Source organism: Oerskovia turbata, from assembly GCF_000718325.1.
Classification (GTDB): Bacteria; Actinomycetota; Actinomycetes; order Actinomycetales; family Cellulomonadaceae; genus Oerskovia; species Oerskovia turbata.
In genome coordinates this window covers 81081-100733 of record NZ_JOFV01000013.1, presented here as the reverse complement: position 1 = coordinate 100733, position 19653 = coordinate 81081, and the positions used below count along the sequence as shown (strand labels likewise).

Annotated in this window: 15 protein-coding genes; 4 read left to right on the top strand and 11 right to left on the bottom strand. The window is 75.0% G+C overall.

Annotated features, from left to right (window positions below; all coding sequences use genetic code 11):
• Positions 1-66: 66 nt before the first annotated feature.
• Positions 67-537 carry a hypothetical protein gene (locus IE95_RS0114205; RefSeq protein WP_051703134.1) on the top strand — a complete coding sequence of 157 codons (471 nt, stop codon included), beginning with the start codon at positions 67-69 and terminating at the stop codon, positions 535-537.
• A gap of 111 nt (positions 538-648) precedes the next feature.
• Here the strand turns inward: IE95_RS0114205 and IE95_RS0114200 are convergent, their stop codons facing one another.
• The 3 genes from IE95_RS0114200 to IE95_RS0114190 are packed head-to-tail and all read right to left on the bottom strand — an operon-like array spanning position 649 to position 6771.
• Positions 649-4338 (bottom strand): error-prone DNA polymerase, encoded by a 3690-nt coding sequence (locus IE95_RS0114200; protein ID WP_030152278.1) that lies wholly within the window; start codon positions 4336-4338, stop codon positions 649-651.
• Positions 4331-6004, bottom strand: a complete 1674-nt coding sequence (locus tag IE95_RS0114195) for a Y-family DNA polymerase (protein ID WP_030152277.1) — start codon at positions 6002-6004, stop codon at positions 4331-4333. Before IE95_RS0114195 ends, IE95_RS0114200 begins: the two co-directional genes overlap by 8 nt.
• Entirely contained in the window at positions 6001-6771 is a 771-nt protein-coding gene (locus IE95_RS0114190; protein WP_129429591.1) for a hypothetical protein, read from the bottom strand. The genes IE95_RS0114195 and IE95_RS0114190 overlap by 4 nt, the downstream gene beginning before the upstream one ends.
• A gap of 35 nt (positions 6772-6806) precedes the next feature.
• Here IE95_RS0114190 and IE95_RS20485 point away from each other — a divergent pair, with 35 nt between their 5' ends.
• The 3 genes from IE95_RS20485 to IE95_RS0114175 all read left to right on the top strand — a co-directional run bounded on the left by IE95_RS20485 (position 6807) and on the right by IE95_RS0114175 (position 8549).
• A complete protein-coding gene (locus IE95_RS20485) occupies positions 6807-7340 on the top strand; it encodes a HipA domain-containing protein (RefSeq protein ID WP_129429590.1) in 534 nt (177 codons plus the stop codon).
• A gap of 73 nt (positions 7341-7413) precedes the next feature.
• Positions 7414-7959: a YbhB/YbcL family Raf kinase inhibitor-like protein gene (locus tag IE95_RS0114180; protein WP_030152275.1), complete on the top strand. Its 546-nt coding sequence runs from the start codon at positions 7414-7416 to the stop codon at positions 7957-7959.
• Positions 7956-8549 carry a YbaK/EbsC family protein gene (locus IE95_RS0114175; protein ID WP_030152274.1) on the top strand — a complete coding sequence of 198 codons (594 nt, stop codon included), beginning with the start codon at positions 7956-7958 and terminating at the stop codon, positions 8547-8549. The genes IE95_RS0114180 and IE95_RS0114175 overlap by 4 nt, the downstream gene beginning before the upstream one ends.
• 13 nt (positions 8550-8562) lie before the next feature.
• Here IE95_RS0114175 and IE95_RS0114170 read toward each other — a convergent pair whose 3' ends face one another.
• From IE95_RS0114170 to aspS, 8 genes are all read right to left on the bottom strand, one after another.
• Positions 8563-9561 carry a siderophore-interacting protein gene (locus tag IE95_RS0114170; RefSeq protein WP_030152273.1) on the bottom strand — a complete coding sequence of 333 codons (999 nt, stop codon included), beginning with the start codon at positions 9559-9561 and terminating at the stop codon, positions 8563-8565.
• Between the two features lie 76 nt (positions 9562-9637).
• Positions 9638-11800, bottom strand: a complete 2163-nt coding sequence (locus IE95_RS0114165) for an iron ABC transporter permease (protein WP_084690288.1) — start codon at positions 11798-11800, stop codon at positions 9638-9640.
• Positions 11797-12786, bottom strand: a complete 990-nt coding sequence (locus IE95_RS0114160) for an ABC transporter substrate-binding protein (protein ID WP_030152271.1) — start codon at positions 12784-12786, stop codon at positions 11797-11799. The genes IE95_RS0114165 and IE95_RS0114160 overlap by 4 nt, the downstream gene beginning before the upstream one ends.
• Positions 12787-12888: 102 nt before the next feature.
• Positions 12889-13755 (bottom strand): ABC transporter ATP-binding protein, encoded by an 867-nt coding sequence (locus tag IE95_RS0114155; protein ID WP_084690287.1) that lies wholly within the window; start codon positions 13753-13755, stop codon positions 12889-12891.
• Positions 13756-13854: 99 nt separating this feature from the next.
• Positions 13855-14724 (bottom strand): universal stress protein, encoded by an 870-nt coding sequence (locus tag IE95_RS0114150; protein ID WP_030152269.1) that lies wholly within the window; start codon positions 14722-14724, stop codon positions 13855-13857.
• A gap of 107 nt (positions 14725-14831) precedes the next feature.
• Positions 14832-17432: an FtsX-like permease family protein gene (locus tag IE95_RS0114145; RefSeq protein ID WP_129429589.1), complete on the bottom strand. Its 2601-nt coding sequence runs from the start codon at positions 17430-17432 to the stop codon at positions 14832-14834.
• On the bottom strand, positions 17429-18217 hold the full coding sequence (locus IE95_RS0114140) for an ABC transporter ATP-binding protein (protein ID WP_338068456.1): 789 nt from the start codon (positions 18215-18217) through the stop codon (positions 17429-17431). Before IE95_RS0114140 ends, IE95_RS0114145 begins: the two co-directional genes overlap by 4 nt.
• Before the next feature lie 122 nt (positions 18218-18339).
• Positions 18340-19653: an aspartate--tRNA(Asn) ligase gene (gene aspS, locus IE95_RS0114135; protein ID WP_051703132.1), complete on the bottom strand. Its 1314-nt coding sequence runs from the start codon at positions 19651-19653 to the stop codon at positions 18340-18342.

Sequence of the window (19653 nt, the reverse complement as noted above, 5' to 3'; positions counted from 1 at the left end):
CGGTCCGGGCGGTCTCCTTCCAGGTAGCGGGTGCATCCGCGCCCGCCCACCGAAGGAGGGGGCACCATGGCACTCACGACCAGCGCGCTGACACTCATCGGCCGACGGCACCCAGCGATCTTCGACCTGCTGGGCAACCCGTACGGCCCCTTCACCGGCTCCCGAGGGGCCGAGGTCTTCCTCAACCCGCAGCCGCTGCCGCCCGGACCTCCGGACGGGATGCGCACCGGGTTCCACGCGGGCGCCGCGCTCGTCCAGCTCGCGTTCACGGCGCACCACCTGCACGTCGGGTTCGACATCGACATCGACGACTGGTGCCCCACTCCCCCGCGCCGCCCCAAGCTTCCGCCGTGGCCGGGCCCTCGCCCGCGCCCGTGGCGCTTCGAGGTGGTCGACGAGAGCTGGGGTGTGGACTACGTGCTCGGGCTCGCGGTCTCGCTCGAGGTGTCCGCCTCGACCTGGGAGGGGTTCGCCGGGGCAGACGTCCTGGGCGGCGTCCACGGCCGGGCCCTGGAGATCGGGGCCAAGCGGGGGTAGACGGCGGCCGGTCGAGATGCGGCTATCTGGGGTTCCTCGGGCGAGACGACCCCGGTTGGCCGCATCTCGACGGGCCTGACGCACACCAGGTGCCGAGAAAAGTCCGCGCCTCTACTGGAAGTCCCGCGACCGTGACGCGACCTGCAGCGACAGCGGCGCGAGGTGCTCCGCGAGCAGGTTGGTGGCGCCGTCGGCGCGTTCGAGACGGCCCCGCACCACGAGCGCGGGCGACGACCGCGCGACCCGCCGGAACCGTTGCCACAGGCCGGGCGTGCAGATGACGTTGAGCAGCCCCGTCTCGTCCTCGATCGACAGGAACGTCACGCCGCCCGCCGTCCCGGGGCGCTGGCGGTGGGTCACGACTCCCCCGACCGCGACCCGCCGACCGGCCTCGTGCCGGGTGGCCTCCGCGACCGTGATGACCCCCGCCCGTCGCAGCCCGGGGCGCACGTACCGGGTCGGGTACGAGTCGGTCGAGACGCCCGTGGCCCACACGTCCGCGACCGCGGTCTCGACCTCGCTCATGCCCGGGAGCGTGGGTGCCTCGACCCCGACCGAGACCCCCGGCAGCGTGCCCGGGCCTTCCTGGGCGAGCGCCCCTGCGGCCCACAGCGCCTCGCGCCGGGCCACGCCCAAGGACTCGAGCGCGCCACCGGTCGCGAGCGCCTCGAGCTGGACCGTGGTCAGGTCGACGCGCCGCACCAGGTCGCGCAGGTCCGTGAACGGACCGGCCGCGCGCGCCGCGACGACGGCCTCCGCGACCGGGTCGCCCACCCCGCGCACGCTGCCCAGCCCCATGCGCACCGCGAGGGACAGGTCGGGGCGCGGGGCGCCGTCGGGCCGGGCGGGGGCACGCGGGGTGACGGGACCGCGGCGGTGCGCGGCGGCGCCCGGCCGCACGTCCCTGCCCGACGGCGCCCCCTCCTTCACCGCCCGGCTCGCCGGCACGCGGGGCAGCCGCTCGACCCCGGCCTTGACGCCCGACGCGTTGATGTCCGGGCGCAACGCCGTGACCCCGTGACGACGGGCGTCCGCGACGAGCGACTGCGGCGAGTAGAAGCCCATGGGCTGCGCCGCGAGCAGGCCCGCGTAGAACGCGGCCGGGTGGTGCACCTTGAGCCACGCGCTCGCGTACACGAGGTACGCGAACGAGTAGGCGTGCGACTCGGGGAACCCGAAGTCCGCGAACGCCTTGAGCTTGTCGAAGATCTGCTCGGCGACGTCCGGGGCGACCCCGTTCCTCGCCATGCCGTCCAGGAGCCGCCCGTGCAGCGCCTCCATGCGCTCGACCGACCGCTTGGACCCCATCGCGCGGCGCAGCTGGTCCGCCTCGGCCGCGCTGAAGCCCGCGACGTCGATCGCCATCTGCATGAGCTGCTCCTGGAAGAGCGGCACGCCCAGCGTCTTCGCGAGCGACTTCTCGAGCAGCGGGTGCAGGAACGTGACCGGTTCCCGGCCGCGCGCGCGGTTGATGTACGGGTGGACCGAGCCGCCCTGGATGGGACCGGGACGGATGAGCGCGACCTCGATCACGATGTCGTAGAACGTGCGCGGCCGCAGGCGCGGCAGCGTCGCCATCTGGGCACGCGACTCGACCTGGAACACCCCGACCGTGTCCGCCGCGCACAGCAGGTCGTACACCGCAGGGTCGTCGTCGGGCAGCGCGTGCAGCTCGAGGGCGAGGCCCTCGTGCTCGGCGATCAGCTCGAACGCGACCCGGATCGCCGTGAGCATCCCCAGGCCCAGCAGGTCGAACTTCACGAGCCCCGCGTCCGCGCAGTCCTCCTTGTCCCACTGCAGGACCGTGCGCCCCTCCATGCGCGCCCACTCGACCGGGCACACCTCGATCACGGGGCGGTCGCACATGACCATGCCGCCCGAGTGGATGCCGAGGTGCCTCGGGAGCCTCAGGAGGCGCTCCGCGAGGCTCAGCACCGGGCCCGGGATCTCCCCCTCCTCGGCGGCCGACGGCGGCCGGTGGGCGGGCACGACGTCGTGCGGGTCGTCGGAGCGCAGCGTGGGGTCAGCGCCCTGGCCCCTGCCGCGCCTGTCGCCCTGGTCCTCGGCCAGCGGGTCGACGACACGACCCGCCAGGTCCGGGGTCCAGTCGGCGTGCCCCGCGTGCGGGCGGCCGGGGCGTCGGCGCGGTGCGCGCTGCCGAGGTTCGCCGGTCCCCCAGACCTCGGCCGTGCGAGCGTCCTTGGCCGCGGTGCGGGTCATGACCGCGGGCGCGCTGGCGATCCCAGGGGCTGCCCCGTGCGCCCCGCGCGCGGCGATCGCCCGGTCGCGGGCCGCGCGGTCCGCGGCGGGCGACGACGGGTCGGGCCCGCGCAGCGACCCCCAGCGCTCGATCGACTTGCTCCACGCGTCCTGCTGCCCGACGTCGTGCCCGAGGGCCCGTGCGGCGTCGCGCACCGCGGACTTCGGCCGGTAGGAGATGACGTTGGCGACCTGTGCCGCGTGCGTGCGCCCGAACCGCTCGTACACGTACTGGATGACCTCCTCGCGGCGCACCGACTCGATGTCGACGTCGATGTCCGGGGGGCCGTCGCGCTCGGGCGCGAGGAAGCGCTCGAACAGCAGGCCGTGCTTGACGGCGTCCACGGCCGTGATGCCCAGCGCGTAGCAGACGGCCGAGTTCGCGGCCGAGCCGCGCCCCTGCGCGAGGATGCCGCGGGCGCGGCAGAACTCGACGAGGTCGTACACGATGAGGAAGTACCCCGGGAAGCCGAGCTGCTCGATGATCGCGAGCTCGTGGTCGATCTGCCGCCACGCCCCGGGCTCGTGCTCGGCCCCTCGGGGACCGTAGCGGTCGGTGCCCCCGCGCTCCACGAGCACGCGCAGCCACGACCTCTCGTCGTGCCCCGCGGGCACCGGGTACGGCGGCAGCTCGGGGGCCACGAGGCGCAGGTCGAACTGGCACTCGGCGCCCAGCTCCGCCGCGGTCGCCACGGCCTGCGGGTGACGGCGGTGCCGGTCGAGCATCTCGGCGGCCGAGCGCAGGTGCGCGGTGGGGGCGCCGGGCAGCCAACCGTCCATGTCGTCGAGCGACGACCGGGCGCGCACGGCCGCGAGCGCCCCCGCGAGGGCGGCGTCGCGGGGGCGCGCGTAGTGCACGTTGCCGGTCGCGACGAGCGGCAGGTGCGCGTCCGCGGCGAGCTCGGCGAGCGCGTCGCACAGGTCGCTGTCGCGGGGGTCGCCCGCGTCGGTGATCTCCACGGCCACGTTGTCGACGCCGAAGACCTGCACGAGCCGGTCGAGCTCGCGCCGGGCGGCCCGCGGCCCCTCGGTGAGCAGCGCGGAGCGCACGGCCCCCTTGCGGCAGCCCGTGAGGACGAGCCACTGACCGTCCGACTGCTCGCCGAGCCGTTCGAGCCGGTAGTCGGCCGCGCCCTTGGTGCCCGTCGCGAGGTGCGCGGTCGCGATCGCGCTCGACAGGTTGCGGTACCCGTCCGGGCCGCGGGCCAGGACGAGCAGGTGGGACGCGCGCGGGTCGGGCACGCCCGTGGGCGCGTCCAGGACGGGGGCGGCGCCGGGGGCGGGCGCGACGGGCAGGTGCAGCTCGGCGCCGAACACGGTCGGCAGGGACACCGCGCGCGCGGCGGTCGCGAAGCGCACGACCCCGTACAGGCCGTCGTGGTCCGTCACGGCGAGCGCGGACAGCCCCAGGTGCGCGGCCTCGGCCGCGAGCTCCTCGGGGTGGCTCGCGCCGTCGAGGAAGCTGAAGGCCGAGTGCGCGTGCAGCTCGGCGTAGCGGGGCGTCCGGCGCGCCCCGGTGCCCGGCGGTGCGGCCCTAGTCATAGACGGCCTCCACGGTCCACCGTCCCTGGGCGCTCGCGAGCAGCACGCCGCGCCCGTCGTCGAGCAGCACCTGGAGGTATGCCCGACGGCGCGGCGTCTCGCTCCACCAGCGTTCGGCGAGCGGCCACGGCCCGGCCCAGCCCAGCACGCGCCTGCTCGCCCCGGCCCGCGGCGCGAGCCACCGCACGGTCGCGGGCGGTGCGCTCATCGCGAGGCGCGCGTCGACGCGGACGGGCGCTCCGGCGTCGTCCAGGACGGTGACGTCCTCCGGGACGTCCAGGACGAGGGCGGGCGCGGGCTCGGGCAGGCGCCCCGGCCACGGCAGGTCTGCGCGCCGCGGCGCGGGGGCCGCGTCCCCCCAGGGCGCGAGGTGGACCTGGTCGTGGACGTCGCGCCCGCCCTGCGTGACGACGCTCAGGACACCGTCTCCGCCCAGGAGGCCCTGGACTCGCCCCAGGGCGCGCTGGGCGCGGGCGTCCTCGCCGCTCGACGCGCCCCACAGCCGCGGCTGCTCGGCGCCTGCGGCCACGACCTCCTCCGCGGTGAGCGCGAGCCGCACGAGCGGCGAGGGCCGGTCCTCGGGGAGGTCCGGCCGGTCGTCGCGGCTGGTCTGTGCGTGGTCGTCCCGGCGCACTCCCCGCTGCCGCTGCCCCAGCGCGACACGCGACGCCGTGAGCCACCCCTCGAGCTGCCAGCGCACGCGGTCGGTGATGCGGGCCGCGGTGAGCCCGCCCATGGCGCCGTCGTCGCAGCGCCAGGTCCGTTCGAGCTCGCGCCCGTCCTCGGTGCGGGCCGTGATGCGCAGCCGCCCGCACGACGACGACCGCTCGACGAGCTGGGCGTGCAGGTCCTCGGCGAGGCGGCGGGCGGCGAAGGTCGCGACGTCGACACGCTCGGCAGGCGGGTCGAGCTCGCACTCGACGGCCACGTCGGCCTCGATGCGGCGCCTCGCGGGCGGACGCAGGTCCTCGCCGTGGGCGAGGCGCTGCGCCCAGGCACCCAGGTCGCCGAAGCGGGACAGGACGCTCGCTGCGGGCAGCGCCGCGAGGTCCGCGAAGGTCCGCACGCCGAGGCGGCCCAGGAGGTCGACGAGCTGCGCGACGGGCTGGGCGTCGCCCACGACGACGTGCGCGAGCTCGCCCAGCGGGCGCGGGGCCAGGTAGGCCCGGGAGGTCCCTGAGGGCACGACGGACGAGCCCCGCGCCGCGAGCACCGCGGCCAGGATGCCGTCGGCGACGCCGACCTGGCTCTCGTGGCCCGTGTCCGCCGCGACCCGTTCGACGAGCACCTGCGCAAGGCGCTCCTCGGTGCCGTGGTAGCGCGCGGGGCCGCCCGAGGGCAGGAGCAGCAGGCCCGGGCGCGCGACCTCGATGCCCGCGACCACGGTCTCGGCGGCGAGCGCGACGGGCTCGAACTCGCGCGCGTCGCGCGCGTCGTCGGCGTCGAGCAGCGCGAGCTCGGGGCAGCACTCCTGCGCCCGACGGCGTCGCATCCCCCGGCGCACGCCCTGCGCCCGCGCGGTGGCAGAGACCGCGAGGACGCGGCGACCGTCGTGCGTGGCCGCGGGCACGTGCGTGGGGACCTGGGCCGCGCCCATCGCGGCGACGACCGGCCAGTCCGGCACCCACAGGACCGCGGTGCGGGTGGCCGTGGTCTCGGCGCTCATCCGACGAGCCGGAGGTCGGGCGGGGTCTTCTCGACCTGCTGCGGGTTCTTCACGACGCCCCCGCGCAGCGGCAGCTCGACCTGGCGCTCGATGCCTCGCGAGGCGCCGGCCCGCCCGCTGCGCTGCACCGTGAGCCGGCGCCTGCGCAGGTACCCGGCGCCGTGGTCCGTGCCCGACCACGTGCCCTCGCGGACCGTGAGGACCACGTGCGCCCCGGCCCAGGGCTGCGCCGCGACGAGCAGGTTCCCGCGCTCGCGGGCCCGGGAGGTCAGGCGTCGGCGGTCGGCGTCGGTCAGCGCGGCCTGCGGCCCGACCACGACGACGTCGATGCCGTCGAGCAGGGCCGCGACGGCTGCGGCGGCGTCGGGGCCCGGGGACGGGACGAGGGCGACACGGGCGAGGTCGATCCCGGCCTCGGCGGCGGCGAGGACGCCGAGGCGCGGGAAGCCGACCATCGCGGTCCAGGCCCCCGTGCGCGAGGCCTCGGACAGCAGCGCGAGCAGGAGCGAGGTCGAGCCGTCGACCACCACGGCGGTGCCGCGCTGGAGCCCGCCGAACGGGAGCAGGTCGGCCAGCTCGTCAGGGACGGGGAGGAGCTTCTCCTCCCCCGTGCTCCCCGGTGCTCGCCGGGCCGAGAGCTCCGCGCGGCGCAGCACCGACCGGGCCAGGAGCGCCCGCTGGGCGTGCGTGGGCTCGGCGGGCGCGGGGGCGGAGGCGGAGGCGGAGGCGGCCAGAGCCTCCCGGAGGGTGTCGTCGACCAGGGTCATGACACCTCCTGCACGCTCGAAAGACATTCGAACAGGTGTTCGAACACTTCAAGTACACGCGCTCCCCGAGGGGGTGTCAACTCGCCCTGCCCGGCCCCCACAAGCCTCAAGTCAAGGTCGAGACTTGCCCCAGGAGGGCAACCCTCAACCTCAACTTGAGATATCCCGGAACCCTCGGGTCGACCTTCACCCTTGGGGCGAACACCCCAGAATCTCAACGATCTGGGAACTACTCGATACTGCTGCACGAGGACGGAACCGTCTCCATGGCCCCTCTGTACGACGCAGCTCCCGTCTTCCTCCTCGCTCCTTCCCTCAAGCACAGCGGCCATGCCTTGGCGGGCCGGACGAACCTCCGACACATCGGCGCGGCGCACCTCGTGAGAGCCGTCGTCTCGTGGGGGATCTCGGAGGACGGGGCCCGGCAGACCGTCGCCGAGCTGGCCACCGCCGTCGCACGCGCCGAGGCTCCTGAACCTCCGGTGATCGACGGTATCCGGGAGCGCGTAGCCGCCCGGGTGTCCCTCATCGCACAGGCTGCGTCGTCGGCAGGACTCGACGGCTGCTAGCAGGTCGTCCGACGCCACCCGGTCACCGCTTCGCCCTCTGGCACCCGAACCACCCACCGGGCACGATGGACCGATGAACCTCGCCGACCGTCCGATCGCCCCCGACCCCTACTCCCTGCTCCCCCCGGTGCCGCTCTTCACGGTGACGAGCGACGACGTCGTGCAGGGCGAACCCATGGCGCGCACCCACGCGGCCGAGGGCGACAACCGCTCGCCCGAGCTCGCCTGGAACCACTTCCCCGCGGCCACGCGCTCGTTCCTGGTCAACTGCTTCGACCCCGACGCGCCGACCCCGGCCGGGTACTGGCACTGGACCGTGGTCAACCTCCCGGTCGCCACGGTGACCCTCGCGCAGGGCGCGGGCTCCCCCGGCGGCGGGTACCTCCCGCAGGGCGCGTTCCAGACCCGGCACGACGGCGGAGGCCCCGGCTACCTGGGCGCCGCACCTCCGCCCGGGGACCGGCCGCACCGGTACGTCTTCGCGGTGCACGCGCTCGACGTCGAGAGGCTGGACGTGACCCCCTCGACGCCACCGACGGCCGTCGCGATCGCCGCACTGTTCCACACGATCGCGCGCGCGACCATCACGCCGACCTACCAGGTCCTGGTCACCGCATGAGTCAGGGCACGAACGGGCCGGCGACGCTCCCGACCCTCGGCGACCTCGCCTGGGTCCCGGCCACGGACAGGCTCGACCTACTCGCACCGCCCGTCACGCAGGCCCTCGCCCGCTGGGCCGCGCACGACCCGCAGGTGGCCGAGCAGGTCGCCGTCGTCGAGATCGACCCCGACCTCGCGGACACCGCGACGCTCAACGCGGCGCACGACCTGCCGCCGGTCGCCTCGGCGAACTGCGTCCTGGTCGCCGGACGGCGCGGGGGCGACGAACGCATCGCGGCGGCGGTCGTGCGCGCCACGACCCGAGCCGACGTGAACTCGCGCGTGCGGTCGCTGCTCGACGTGCGCAAGGCCTCGTTCCTGCCCACGGACCGGGCGGTGGCCGAGTCCGGCATGGAGCACGGCGGGATCACCCCGGTCGGGCTCCCGGACGGGTGGCGCGTGCTGCTCGACGCGCGCGTGGCGACCGACGGGGAGCCTGCGCTCATCGGGAGCGGGCTGCGCCGGTCCAAGCTGCTGCTGCCGGGCGCTCTGCTCGCGCGGTTGCCCGGGGTCGAGCTGGTCGAGAGGCTGGGCGTGCCGGTGGGTTGAGCGCGAGAGGCCGTCAGCCCTCCGCGCGGCCCTCGCGCCAGTAGCCCATGAACGCGACGGAGCGACGGTCGACACCACGCTCGGACACGAGGTGGCGGCGCAGGGTCTTGATGACCGAGGCCTCGCCCGCGAGCCACGCGTAGAGCTCGGCGCACGCGACGAGGGGCGTGCCGTCGTCGTCCACGGGGACCTCCCAGAGGATGTCCGTGTCGATGTCGACGTCCTCGAGCTCGGCCGCCTCGGCGACCCCGCCCTGGCGCCGGACGAGCCCGCGGGCCGCGCACGTGAGCGAGTGCGTCGCGCCGCAGACGTTGCGCTCGAGCAGGCGGTCGGCGGCCTCGCGGACCGCGGGGACCAGCAGGTCGCCGTGCGCGCGGCCCTCGCGGGCGAGCCACGTGACGTTGACGCCCGCGGGAGCCGTGACGGGCAGGACGTCGTCCTCGTACGGGACCTCGAGGAAGACCTCGCCGACCTCGCCGGCGGGCAGGGAGCCCAGGATCGAGGCGATCGCGGGGACCGCGGTCTCGTCGCCCGCGAGGAGCAGCGCGTGGCTGCGGACGGGACGGGAGAACTCGACGCCGCCGTGCGCGCCCGTCCACAGGCCGTTGGGGCCGAGCAGCACGATCTCGCTGCCGGGGCGTGCGGCGAGCGCCCAGCGGGACGCAGGACCCGCGTCGCCGTGCAGGACGAGGTCGATGTCGACCTCGGAGGCCTCGGGGCGCACGGCCCGCACGGTGTAGGTGCGCAGCGGGTTGCGGCGCTCCTCTGGCTGTGCACGCCACGCGGAGTACCACTCGCCCGTGCGGACGAGGTGCTCGTAGCCGCCGTCGGGCGCGGGGAAGACGAGCTTGATGCGCTGGTCGAGGCCGTTGTCGGCGAACTCGTGGAGGTCGTGGCCCGTGAAGGTCACGCGCAGGAAGCTCGGCGAGAGCTTCTCGACCCGTCGCACCTGCACGTCGAACATGCGGAACGGGGAGATCTCCTGCGCGGTCACGACACTGGTCTGAGTCACGTAGGCGAGCCTAACCAAACATCGGGGTCGGGTGAACCCCTGAAGCCGAACGTGTGGTCGGGATCACTTCGACGGATCACGCCTCGCTGCCGCGGCTGCGCCACAGGAGCCACACGAAGTAGGGGGCACCGATGAGCGCGGTCGTCAGGCCAGCGGGGATCTGGGCGGGCGCGATGACCGTCCGCCCCACGGTGTCGGCGACGCTCACGAGGACGGCACCGAGCAGCATCGCGACAGGGATCACCCGGCCGTTGCGCGAACCGACGAGGGCGCGGGCCGCGTGCGGGGCGACGAGTCCCACGAAGCCCACGACCCCGACCGCGCACACCGCCGCGGCCGTCAGGCACGCGCTGGCCCCCAGGAGCAGCAGGCGCGTGCGGTCCAGGCGCAGGCCCAGGACGCGCGGAGTGTCCTCGTCGAGCGCCAGGACGTCCATCTCGCGCCGGTGGAGCACCGCGACGGGCACGACCACGAGCAGCGCCAGGACGACAGGGACCAGGTGGTCGAACGTCCGCCCGTACGTGGACCCCGACAGCCAGGTGAGCGCGACGTTGAAGTTCCACGGAGCGACGACCACGATCACGAGCGTCGTCAGGGCCGTGGCGCCCGTGCTCATGCCGATGCCGATGAGCACGAGCCGGTCCGAGCTCAGACCGCCCCGGTACGCGAGGCGGTACACGACCGCGAACGTGCCGAGCGCACCGACGACGGCGGCGAGGGACATGCCCATGATGCCGACGCCAGGAACCAGCAGCACGACCCCGACGGCCCCCAGCCCCGCGCCCGCCGTCACACCGAGCAGGCCGGGCTCGGCCAACGGGTTGCGGCACACGGCCTGCACGACCGTCCCGGCCAGGCCCAGCGCGGCCCCCGCGAGGATCGCGGCGAGCACGCGCGGGACGCGCTGGTCGAGCACGAAGCTCACCTGCTTGCCCGCCCGGTCGGCGGCCCAGTTGAGGACGTCGCCCGTGAGCAGCAACCGGTCGCCCAGCAGGAGCGCGGCGACCGTGACCGCGACCAGGAGCGCGACGAGGACGGTCACCACGACCAGGGCACGGCGGGAGCCGCGCGGCCGGACGTGCGCGGCGCGGGTCCCGGCGGCGGGACCGGAGTCCTTGAGCCGGCGCGCGAGCCACACGAGCACCACGGCGCCGAACACGGTCGTGACGACGCCCGTCGGGACGGCCACGCCGTACGTGCCGGGCAGGACGAGGCGCAGCAGGACGTCGGCGCCGAGCACCACGATCACGCCCGCGATCCCCGCGAGCGGGATGAGCACGCGGTGCCGGTTGAGCCCGGGGACCTTGCGGGCCACGAGGCGCACGACCACGGGGGCGCACAGGCCGACGAAGCCGACCGGGCCCGCGACCGTGACGGCCGTGGCCGAGAGCAGCACCGCGAGCAGGATGGTCACGACGCGCGTCGCGCGCACGTCGACCCCGAGGACCGTGGCGGTGTCGTCGCCCAGCGCCAGGAGGTCAAGGCGGTGGGCGACGAGGATCAGGCCACCGAGGCCCACGACCACGAGCGGGGCCGCGAGTGCGACCTGGGACGTGCCGGACTGGACGATCGAGCCGCTCCCCCACGCGAACAGCCCCATGGTCTCCTGCTGGAACAGCACGAGCAGCACGGTCGTCAGGGAGTGCAGCGCGAGCGTGATGGCCGAGCCTGCGAGGATGAGCCGGGTCGGCCCGGCTGCGCCGCCGCGGGCCAGGACGAGCACGAGGCCCGAGGCCGCGAGCCCACCGACGAGCGCGAGCGTCCCGGAGAGGTAGAACGGCAGGGTCACGCCGATCACGGCCGCGCCCACGACCGCGACGTAGGCGCCCGCGTTGACCGCGAGCGTGTCGGGCGAGGCGAGCGGGTTGCGCGCCACGGACTGCAGCGCGGCGCCCGCAGCGCCGAGCGAGACCCCCACGAGGAGGCCCGCGAGCAGGCGCGGCACGCGAGAGGCGACCAGGACTGCCGCGGCGGTCCGGTCGGCGTCGGCGTCGCCGCCGGTCGCGAGGCGCAGCAGGTCGCCGAGCCCGACGTCGGCCGTCCCCTGCGTGAGGTGGACCGCGGCCAGCACCAGGACGGCGAGGATCCCGACGACGAACGCCGAGGCGACCGTCAGACGGAACCGGAGGCGCGAGCGCCCCGGGGGGACCGCCACGACCGGCGGGGCGAGGAGTCCGGAGGCGTCGTCCGGGACCTCGTGCCGGGCCGTCGAGAGTCCCCCCGGGGCGCTCGTGCTCACTGGGTCAGGGCCGCGACGAGCGCGTCGACGTAGGCGTTCGCGGACGCGGGCCCGCCGAACATCCAGATGCCGTCGGGGATGCGGTGCACGTCACCGGCCGCGACGAACGGGAGCTGCTCCCAGATCGCGTTGCCTGCCAGGCCCTCGGCGAACGGGTCGGCCTCGGAGTCGCTCGCGGCGTAGACGAACTGGACGTCGCTCAGCGCGGTCAGGCCCTCGACGTCGGTCTGCGCGAGCCCGTAGTCGGGGTCGCCCTCGCCGGTCCACGCGTTCGCCAGGCCCAGCTCGGCGCCGATCGCGCCGAAGAACGAGCCGGGCGTGTACATGCGCACCGAGACGGTGCCGTTGTTGACCCAGCCGTCGGCCATGACGAACGAGGCGCCCGCGACGCCGGCCCCCTCGAGGGCCTTCTTGCCCTCGGCGACCTTGGCGTCGAAGCCCTCGAGCAGCTCGGCGCCCTTGTCCTCGGTACCCGTGGCCGTCGCGAGGGTCTCGACGGTCTGACGCATGTAGGCGATCGGGTCGGTGCCGTCGGAGCCGCGCAGTGTCACGACGGGCGCGATGTCCTCGAGCTGGTCGATCACGTTGTCGGGCGTGTCCGTGGTGACGGCGATGAGCTGGGGCTCGAGCGCGGAGATGGCGTCGAGGCTGGGCTCGCCGCGCATCCCGACGTCGGGCGTCGACGCGTCTAGCGCGACCGAGGTGTCCCACGTGTTGTAGCCCTCGACGTCGGCCTGGCCCACGACGTCCACGCCGAGCGCCAGCAGGTTCTCGGTCAGGCCCCACTCGAGCGAGACGACCTCGGTCGCCGGGGCGTCGAGGGTCTGCTCGCCGCGCTCGTCGGTGAAGGTGACGGGGCCCGCGTCGGCGGCGGGAGCCTTCGACGCACCGCCGGCGTCGGCCTCCTCCGTGGTGCCGCACGCGGTGAGGGTGAGCGCTGTCACGAGCAGGACGGCGGGCAGGCCGGTCCGGAGGGTCTTTCGCATGGGGGTCCTGTGTCCTTGAGGGTGCTGCCCGCGCCGGGTGGGCGGGGCTCGGTGGGCCGCCGCGCGGGGGTGCGCGGCAGCACGGTGGGGAGGCTCGGGTCGTCAGGGGACGGCGACGAGCCTGCGGGTCGTGTGCCGCCCGACGGGCGCGGTCTGCACCGTGCCCGTCAGCGGGTCGTGCGTGACCTCGATGCGGATGCCGTAGGTCTCGCTGAGCGCGTCGGCGGTCAGGACGTCGGCGGCCTCGCCCGCGGCACCGACGACGCCGCGCTGGAGCAGGACCACGTGGTCCGCGACCGCGGCCGCCTGGTTGAGGTCGTGCAGCACGACGCCCACGGCCACGCCGTGGTCGTCGGCGAGGTCGCGCATCAGGTCGAGGATCTCGACCTGGTAGCGCAGGTCCAGGTAGGTCGTGGGCTCGTCGAGCAGCAGCACGCCCGTGTCCTGCGCGAGGCAGGTCGCGAGCCACACTCGCTGGAGCTCGCCGCCGGACAGCTCGTCGACGCCACGGCCCGCCATCGCCGCGACACCGGTGACGTCCATGGCCCAGGCGACGGCGCGGGCGCCGTCGGGGTCCGTGGAGCGGAAGCGCGCCCGGTGCGGGTGGCGCCCGTACCCGACGACGTCGCGCACGCTCACGCCGCCCGGCGTGGGCCGGCTCTGCGAGAGCAGCGTGACGCGGCGTGCGAAGTCCTTGGGGTGCAGCGCGAGCGCGTCGGGGACGTCCGGCAGGCTCACGGTCCCCTGGACGGGCTTGTGGAGCCGGGCGAGCGAGCGCAGGAGCGTCGACTTGCCGCTCCCGTTGGGCCCGATGAGCGCGGTGACCTGTCCGGGGAGCAGGCGCAAGGAGGCGTCGTGCACGACGGCGGTCCCGTCGTACCCGAGGCTCAGCCCGGTCCCGGCGAGGGCCGGGCGGGAGGAGTCCTGGGCGGTGGGAGCGTCGTCGTCGCCGGATAAGGTGTGGCTCACAGAGGTGAGCCTAACCAAACATTCCTACCGGGTGAAAGCCCCGGAACCGCAGCAGGACCCAAGATGTGGTCGGGATCACGCCGAGAACCAGGAAGAGGCTCAGCGCACGATCGTCACAGGACAGTGCGCCTCGCGCACGAGCGAGTGGCTCACCGACCCCAGGACGAGCGCCGCGAACCCGCCCCGCCCACGCGACCCGACGACCAGCCGCTCGGCCCCCTCCGAAGCCCTGACCAGCGCAGGAGCCGGCTGCGCCTCCACGGTCGAGCCCTCCACCTCCAGGTCCGGGAACTCCTCGTGCACCTGTGCGAGCGCACCCGCGAGCAGTCGCTCGGCCCCGTTCTCGGCACGCTCGCGCGGGAACTCCGCGGCCATGTAGCTCTCGAGGTGCGCCGACGCGCGCGTCCACCACGCGACCACGACCCGCAGCGACGCACCGCGCGAGACAGCGACCTCGGCCGCATGGCTGAGCGCCCCGGCCGCGTGCGTCGAGCCGTCGACCCCCACGACCACGGGCAGGTTCACGTCCCGCAGCGCCTCGACGTCCCCGTGGACCACGACGACCGGGCAGTGCGCGTGCGCGGCGACCGCGAGCGCCACCGACCCGCCGAGCTCCCCGCGCACCCGCCCGTGGTCCCCCGACCCGACGACCACGATCGACGCGTCGAGCGACGTGCCGACGAGGGTCGCCGCCGGGGTCGTGTGCTCCACGGTCGCCTCGACCTCGACGTCGGGCTCGACCTCGAGAGCCTGCACCCGGCCACGCTCGGCGAGCGCTCGTGCTCCGGCCTGCGCGTTCTCACCACCACCGGGAAGCGAGGGGTCCAGATGGCTGTCGTGCGCGTCGCGGGCGAAGACGACCTCCAGGCGGGCGCCACGCCGTCGGGCCTCGCGCGCACCCCAGCGCACGGCCGAGGTCGCGGAGGGCGACCCGTCATAGCCGACGACGACCGGTCCGACGGTGGACATACGTCCATGGTCACCCCGTCGGCGGCCCGGCGCGAGGGCGGGGTGCCCCCGGTGCGTGGTGCGGCGGCGACGCGCCGGGTGTGTCGCGGCCGCACCACGCACCCACGTCACTCCCGCAGCCCGATGCTCTCGACCGGTCGGGTCCGCAGCGCGGCACGGGTCGGCAGCAGCATCGCGAGGTACCCGACGGCGCCCGCGCCCGCGACCGTCGCGAGGTACGCGACCGGGGAGAGTGCCGGCACCGCCCGCCGTCCCTCGCTCAGCCCGAGGCTCACGCCGGCCAGCGGTGGCAGCAGGATCACCGTCGCGACCAGCACGGCGATGCCGACCACCACGCCCGCCTCGACCCGCATCATCCGCAGGACCTGACGGTCCCGCGTCCCGACCAGGCGCAGCAGCGCGATCTCGCGCCGCCGGTCGACCGTCGACATGACCAGGGCGTTCGCCACGTTCAGCGCGACGTACCCGAACAGCACCACGAGCAGGATCATCGAGGTCCACGTGTTCGCCTCGAGCGCCGCCTTCTCCGCGGCGACCAGGGAGGCCCGGTCGGCGAGCACGACGCCCGGGTACGGCGCGATCGTCCGGTCGAGGTCCTCCGCGAGCGCCACGACGTCGGCCCCCTTCCCGGCGACCACGAGCAGCGAGCCGTCCACCCCGTCCGCCGACGCGGGAAGGACCACGTCACGCGGGAGCAGGGCGTCACCGAAGCCCAAGCCGCGTCCGTAGATCGCGACGACGGCGGCGTCGACCCGCGTACCGTCCGCGAGATGGAGCTCGACCGTGTCCCCGAGCCCGGCCCGCGCCTTGCTCGCTCCCGTGACGCTGAGGGCGACCGACTCGCCGTGCAGGTCGTCGGTCGAACCCTCGCGCACGTCCAGGTCGATCGCGGCACCGAGGTCCGCCGGGTCGACGCCCTGGACGCTCAGGGCCTCGGCCGTGAGCGTGCCGTCCGGCTCGGCGAAGCGCACGAGGGCCTGGCTCCGCACGATCGGGGTCACCGAGGTGACGCCCGGGACGCCCGCGACCTGCCCCGCGAGGTCGGGCGAGAGACCCGTACCGCTGCTCGCGAGCACGAGGTCCGCGCGCAACCCGTCGGCCACCTGACGCTCGGTCTCGGCCACCTGCGCGGCCCCGAGCGAGACCTGCACGACCGTCAGGGTGATCGCGAGCACGAGCGGCACGACCGCCCCCGCGAGTCGCCGCGAGCTCGCTCGGGTGTTGCGGCCCGCGAGGTAGGTGCTCGCGTGCGGGCTGCGCCGCAGGAACGGCTCGACCAGCAGCACGAGCGCGTGCACGATCCGCGGGCCCAGGAGCGCGACGGCGATCACGAGGACCACGCCGGAGAGGGCAGCCCCCGCGAGCGCGTCCTCGCCCGCGACGAACGCGGGCAGCATCGACAGGAGCACCCCGCCGACGACCAGCACCACGCCGATCACCGTGCGCGTGACGCCCAGCCGCGGGGTCTCCACCGCCGCCTCGCCCAGCGCCTCGACGGGCTTCACCGTGATCGCCCGCCGGGCCGACGTCCTCCCGGCGAGCCACGCGACGCCCACCGTGAGCGCCACGGCGACCACGACCGGCAGCGGCCCCACAGCGACCGGGTAGTCCGCCGAGACGACCCCCGCCCGGACGAACAAGCCGTGCAGCACGCCCACCGCGGGAATACCCAGGAGCGCCCCCGGGACCGCGGCGGCCGTGGACAGCACGAGCATCTCGGCAGAGATCATCCGGCGGACCTGGCGCGGGGTCGCCCCGACCGCGCGGAGCAGCGCGAGCTCGCGGCGCCGCTGCTGCACCACGAGCCCCAGGGCGCTCGCGACGACGAGCACGACGACCATGAGCATGATCCCGCCGAAGCTGCCGGCGATCGCGAGCAGCGTGGTCGCCGAGCCCGAGGCGTCGGCGAACTCGACCGAGCCGCGGGCGTCGCCCGTGCGCACGGTCAGGCCGGTCCGCTCGCGCACGTCCGCAGCGAGGGCCCGGACGTCCGTCCCGTCCGTGGCCAGGATCCCGACGGCGTCGATCTCGCCTCGGGCGTCTGCCACGCCGGGCCGGCCGCTCGTGCTCCCCGCTGCGAGGTCCGCGACCTGCTCGTCGGTGAAGAACGCCACGCCCTGCCGCAGGGCCCCGGCCCCCGCGGGCGGGGACACGGTCCCGGTCACCCGGTACTCCCCCGGCGTCGACCCCACGACCAGGGTGACGTCGTCGCCCACCTCCACGGCGAGCCGCGCGGCCAGTGCGCCGTCGAGCACGACCTGGCCAGGCGCCGTCGGGCCGTCGCCCTGCACGAGGACGAACGGCCCGAGCGTCGCCGAGGACCACCCGTGACCCACCGGCGGGCGCCCGTCGATCGCCCCGACCAGGTCGCCCGACGGCCCGACGGCGCCCAGCCGCACCTCGACGTCGCCCACCGCATGCTCGACCCCGGGGATCGCGGCCAGCTCGTCGACCACCGACACAGGCAGGCGGACGCGGCCACCGAAGGGCTCGTCGTCGTCCACGTCGACCGCGAGCGACTGCCTCGCGGTCACGACCAGGTCGGCGCCCGCGTAGCGCTCGGGGCCGATGCCCTGACGGATGCCCGACTCCATGAGCAGCCCGCACGCCGCGACGAGCATCGCGCTCAGGAACAGTGCGACGAACGGACCGACGAAGCTCTTGCGGCGCGCGCGTAGCGTGCTCAGCGCGAGGCCCAGCACTCTCACCACTCCCCGAGACGGGTCATGCGGTCGGCGACCTGCTCGGGGGTCGGGCGGACGAGCTCGCCCGCGACCTGCCCGTCGGCCAGGAACACGACGCGGTCCGCGAACGAGGCCGCGACCGGGTCGTGCGTGACCATGAAGACGCTCTGGCCGAGCGTGTCGACCAGGAAGCGCAGCAGGTCGAGCACGTGCTTGCTCGTGCGCGTGTCGAGGGCTCCGGTCGGCTCGTCCGCGACGACCACGTCGGGGCGTGCCACGAGCGCCCGCGCGATCGCCACGCGCTGCTGCTGACCACCTGAGAGCTCGCTCGGTCGGTGGTCGAGACGGTCCTCGATCCCGACCCAGGCCGCGATCTCGCGCAGCCAGGCGGGGTCCGCCCGCTCGCCCGCGAGACGCAGCGGCAGCGCGACGTTCTCCGCGACCGTCAACGACCCCATGAGGTTGTATGCCTGGAACACGAACCCGATACGCCCCCGGCGCAGGGCCGTGAGCTCGTCCTCGGTCAGCGCGGACAGGTCGACGCCGCCCAGGTGGACCGAGCCGCCCGTCGGCCGGTCGAGGCCCGCGGCACAGTGCAGCAACGTGCTCTTGCCCGAGCCCGAGGGGCCCATCACGGCCGTGAAGCTCCCCCTCGGCAGCGCCAGGGACACGCCCCGCAGGGCGTGCACCGACCGCTTGCCCGCCGTGTACGTCTTGGTGACCCCTGCGACCTGCAGGGAATACGGCGAGCCCCCCGGGGCATCCTTGGTGGATGCCCCGGCGGTCCGCCTGGTCGTGGTCGTCCTCACTCGAAACCCCCGTCGTGGCGTGAGTCTCGAACGTAGCGAGCGGGGGACGAACCGGACCATCCGGGACGTCCCCCTGGCGGGGTGGGGTTGTCCCCCGTGCCGGGCGGCCAGGCACCCCGGTGCTAGGGCGCGAGGCGGTGCAGGTCGCGCGGGAAGAGCGCGACCTCACGGACGTTCGCTGCGCCCGTCAGGCGCGCGGTCCACCGTTCGAGGCCGATCGCGAACCCGCCGTGCGGCGGCATCCCGTGCTCGAACGCCTCCAGGTACGTCGCGTACGCGGCCGGGTCCTCACCACGGGCCGTGATCGCCGCGAGGTAGTCCGCGTACCGGTGCAGGCGCTGACCGCCCGTGACGAGCTCGACGCCACGGAAGAGCAGGTCGAAGCTGTTGCTCCACCGAGCGTCGCCCGGCTGCGGGTGCGTGTAGAAGGGACGCTTCGCCATCGGGTAGCCCTCGACCGCGAGGAGGTCGCTGCCGTGCTCGGCGAGCGCCCACCGGCCCAGCGCTCGCTCGTGCTCGGGGGCCAGGTCGGGCTCGTCCGCTGGAGCCCCGACGAGGGCCAGTGCCTCGGCGAAGTGGATCACGGGGATCTCGTCGGGCACGAGCGGCACCGCGAAGCCGTGCGCCGCGACCGCGGACCCGGCGTGCTCGTGGACCGCGGCGACCATGCCGGCCAGGACGTCGCGCAGGACGGTCAGCACGTCGCGGTGGTCGCGGACGAAGCCGAGCTCGACGTCGAGCGAGACGTACTCGGCGAGGTGACGCACGGTGTCGTGCGGCTCGGCCCGGAACACCGGTCCCACCTCGTACACGCGCTCGAAGACCCCGACGAGCTGCTGCTTGAAGAACTGCGGGCTCTGCGCCAGGAAGGCAGGCCGGCCGAAGTAGTCGAGCGTGAACACGTCGGCCCCTGACTCGGTCGCCGACCCGACGATCTTGGGCGACTGCACCTCGGTGAAACCCTGCGCGTCGAGGGCCGCACGGAACCCGCGCAGGGACGCGGCCGCCACCTCCCAGCGTGCGCGCTGGGCCGGGTGCCGCCAGGCGACCGCGGCGTGGTCGAGCATCGTGGCCAGCCCCACGCCGAGCGACGGGCGCCACAGCTCGACGGGCGGGGTCACGGCCGGGTCGGTGAGGAGCACGACGGTCGGCGAGGTCACCTCGACCCCGCCGGGAGCCTGGGGGTTCGAGGTCACGACCCCCGTGACCTCGACCACGGTCTCCTCGGGCGGCACGACCTGCCCGTCGCCCGCACGCACGACGACCTGGGCCAGGCCCGACCGGTCGCGCAGCACGAGGAAGGTGACGGTCGCGAGGGCGCGACGCCGGTGCACCCAGCCGCGGAGCGCGACAGGCGTGCCGGGTGGGAGGTCAGGCAGGTCGGCCGCGAGGGTCCGGGGCGAGGTCGAGGCGGTGGGCGGGGTCGGTGGTCTCAT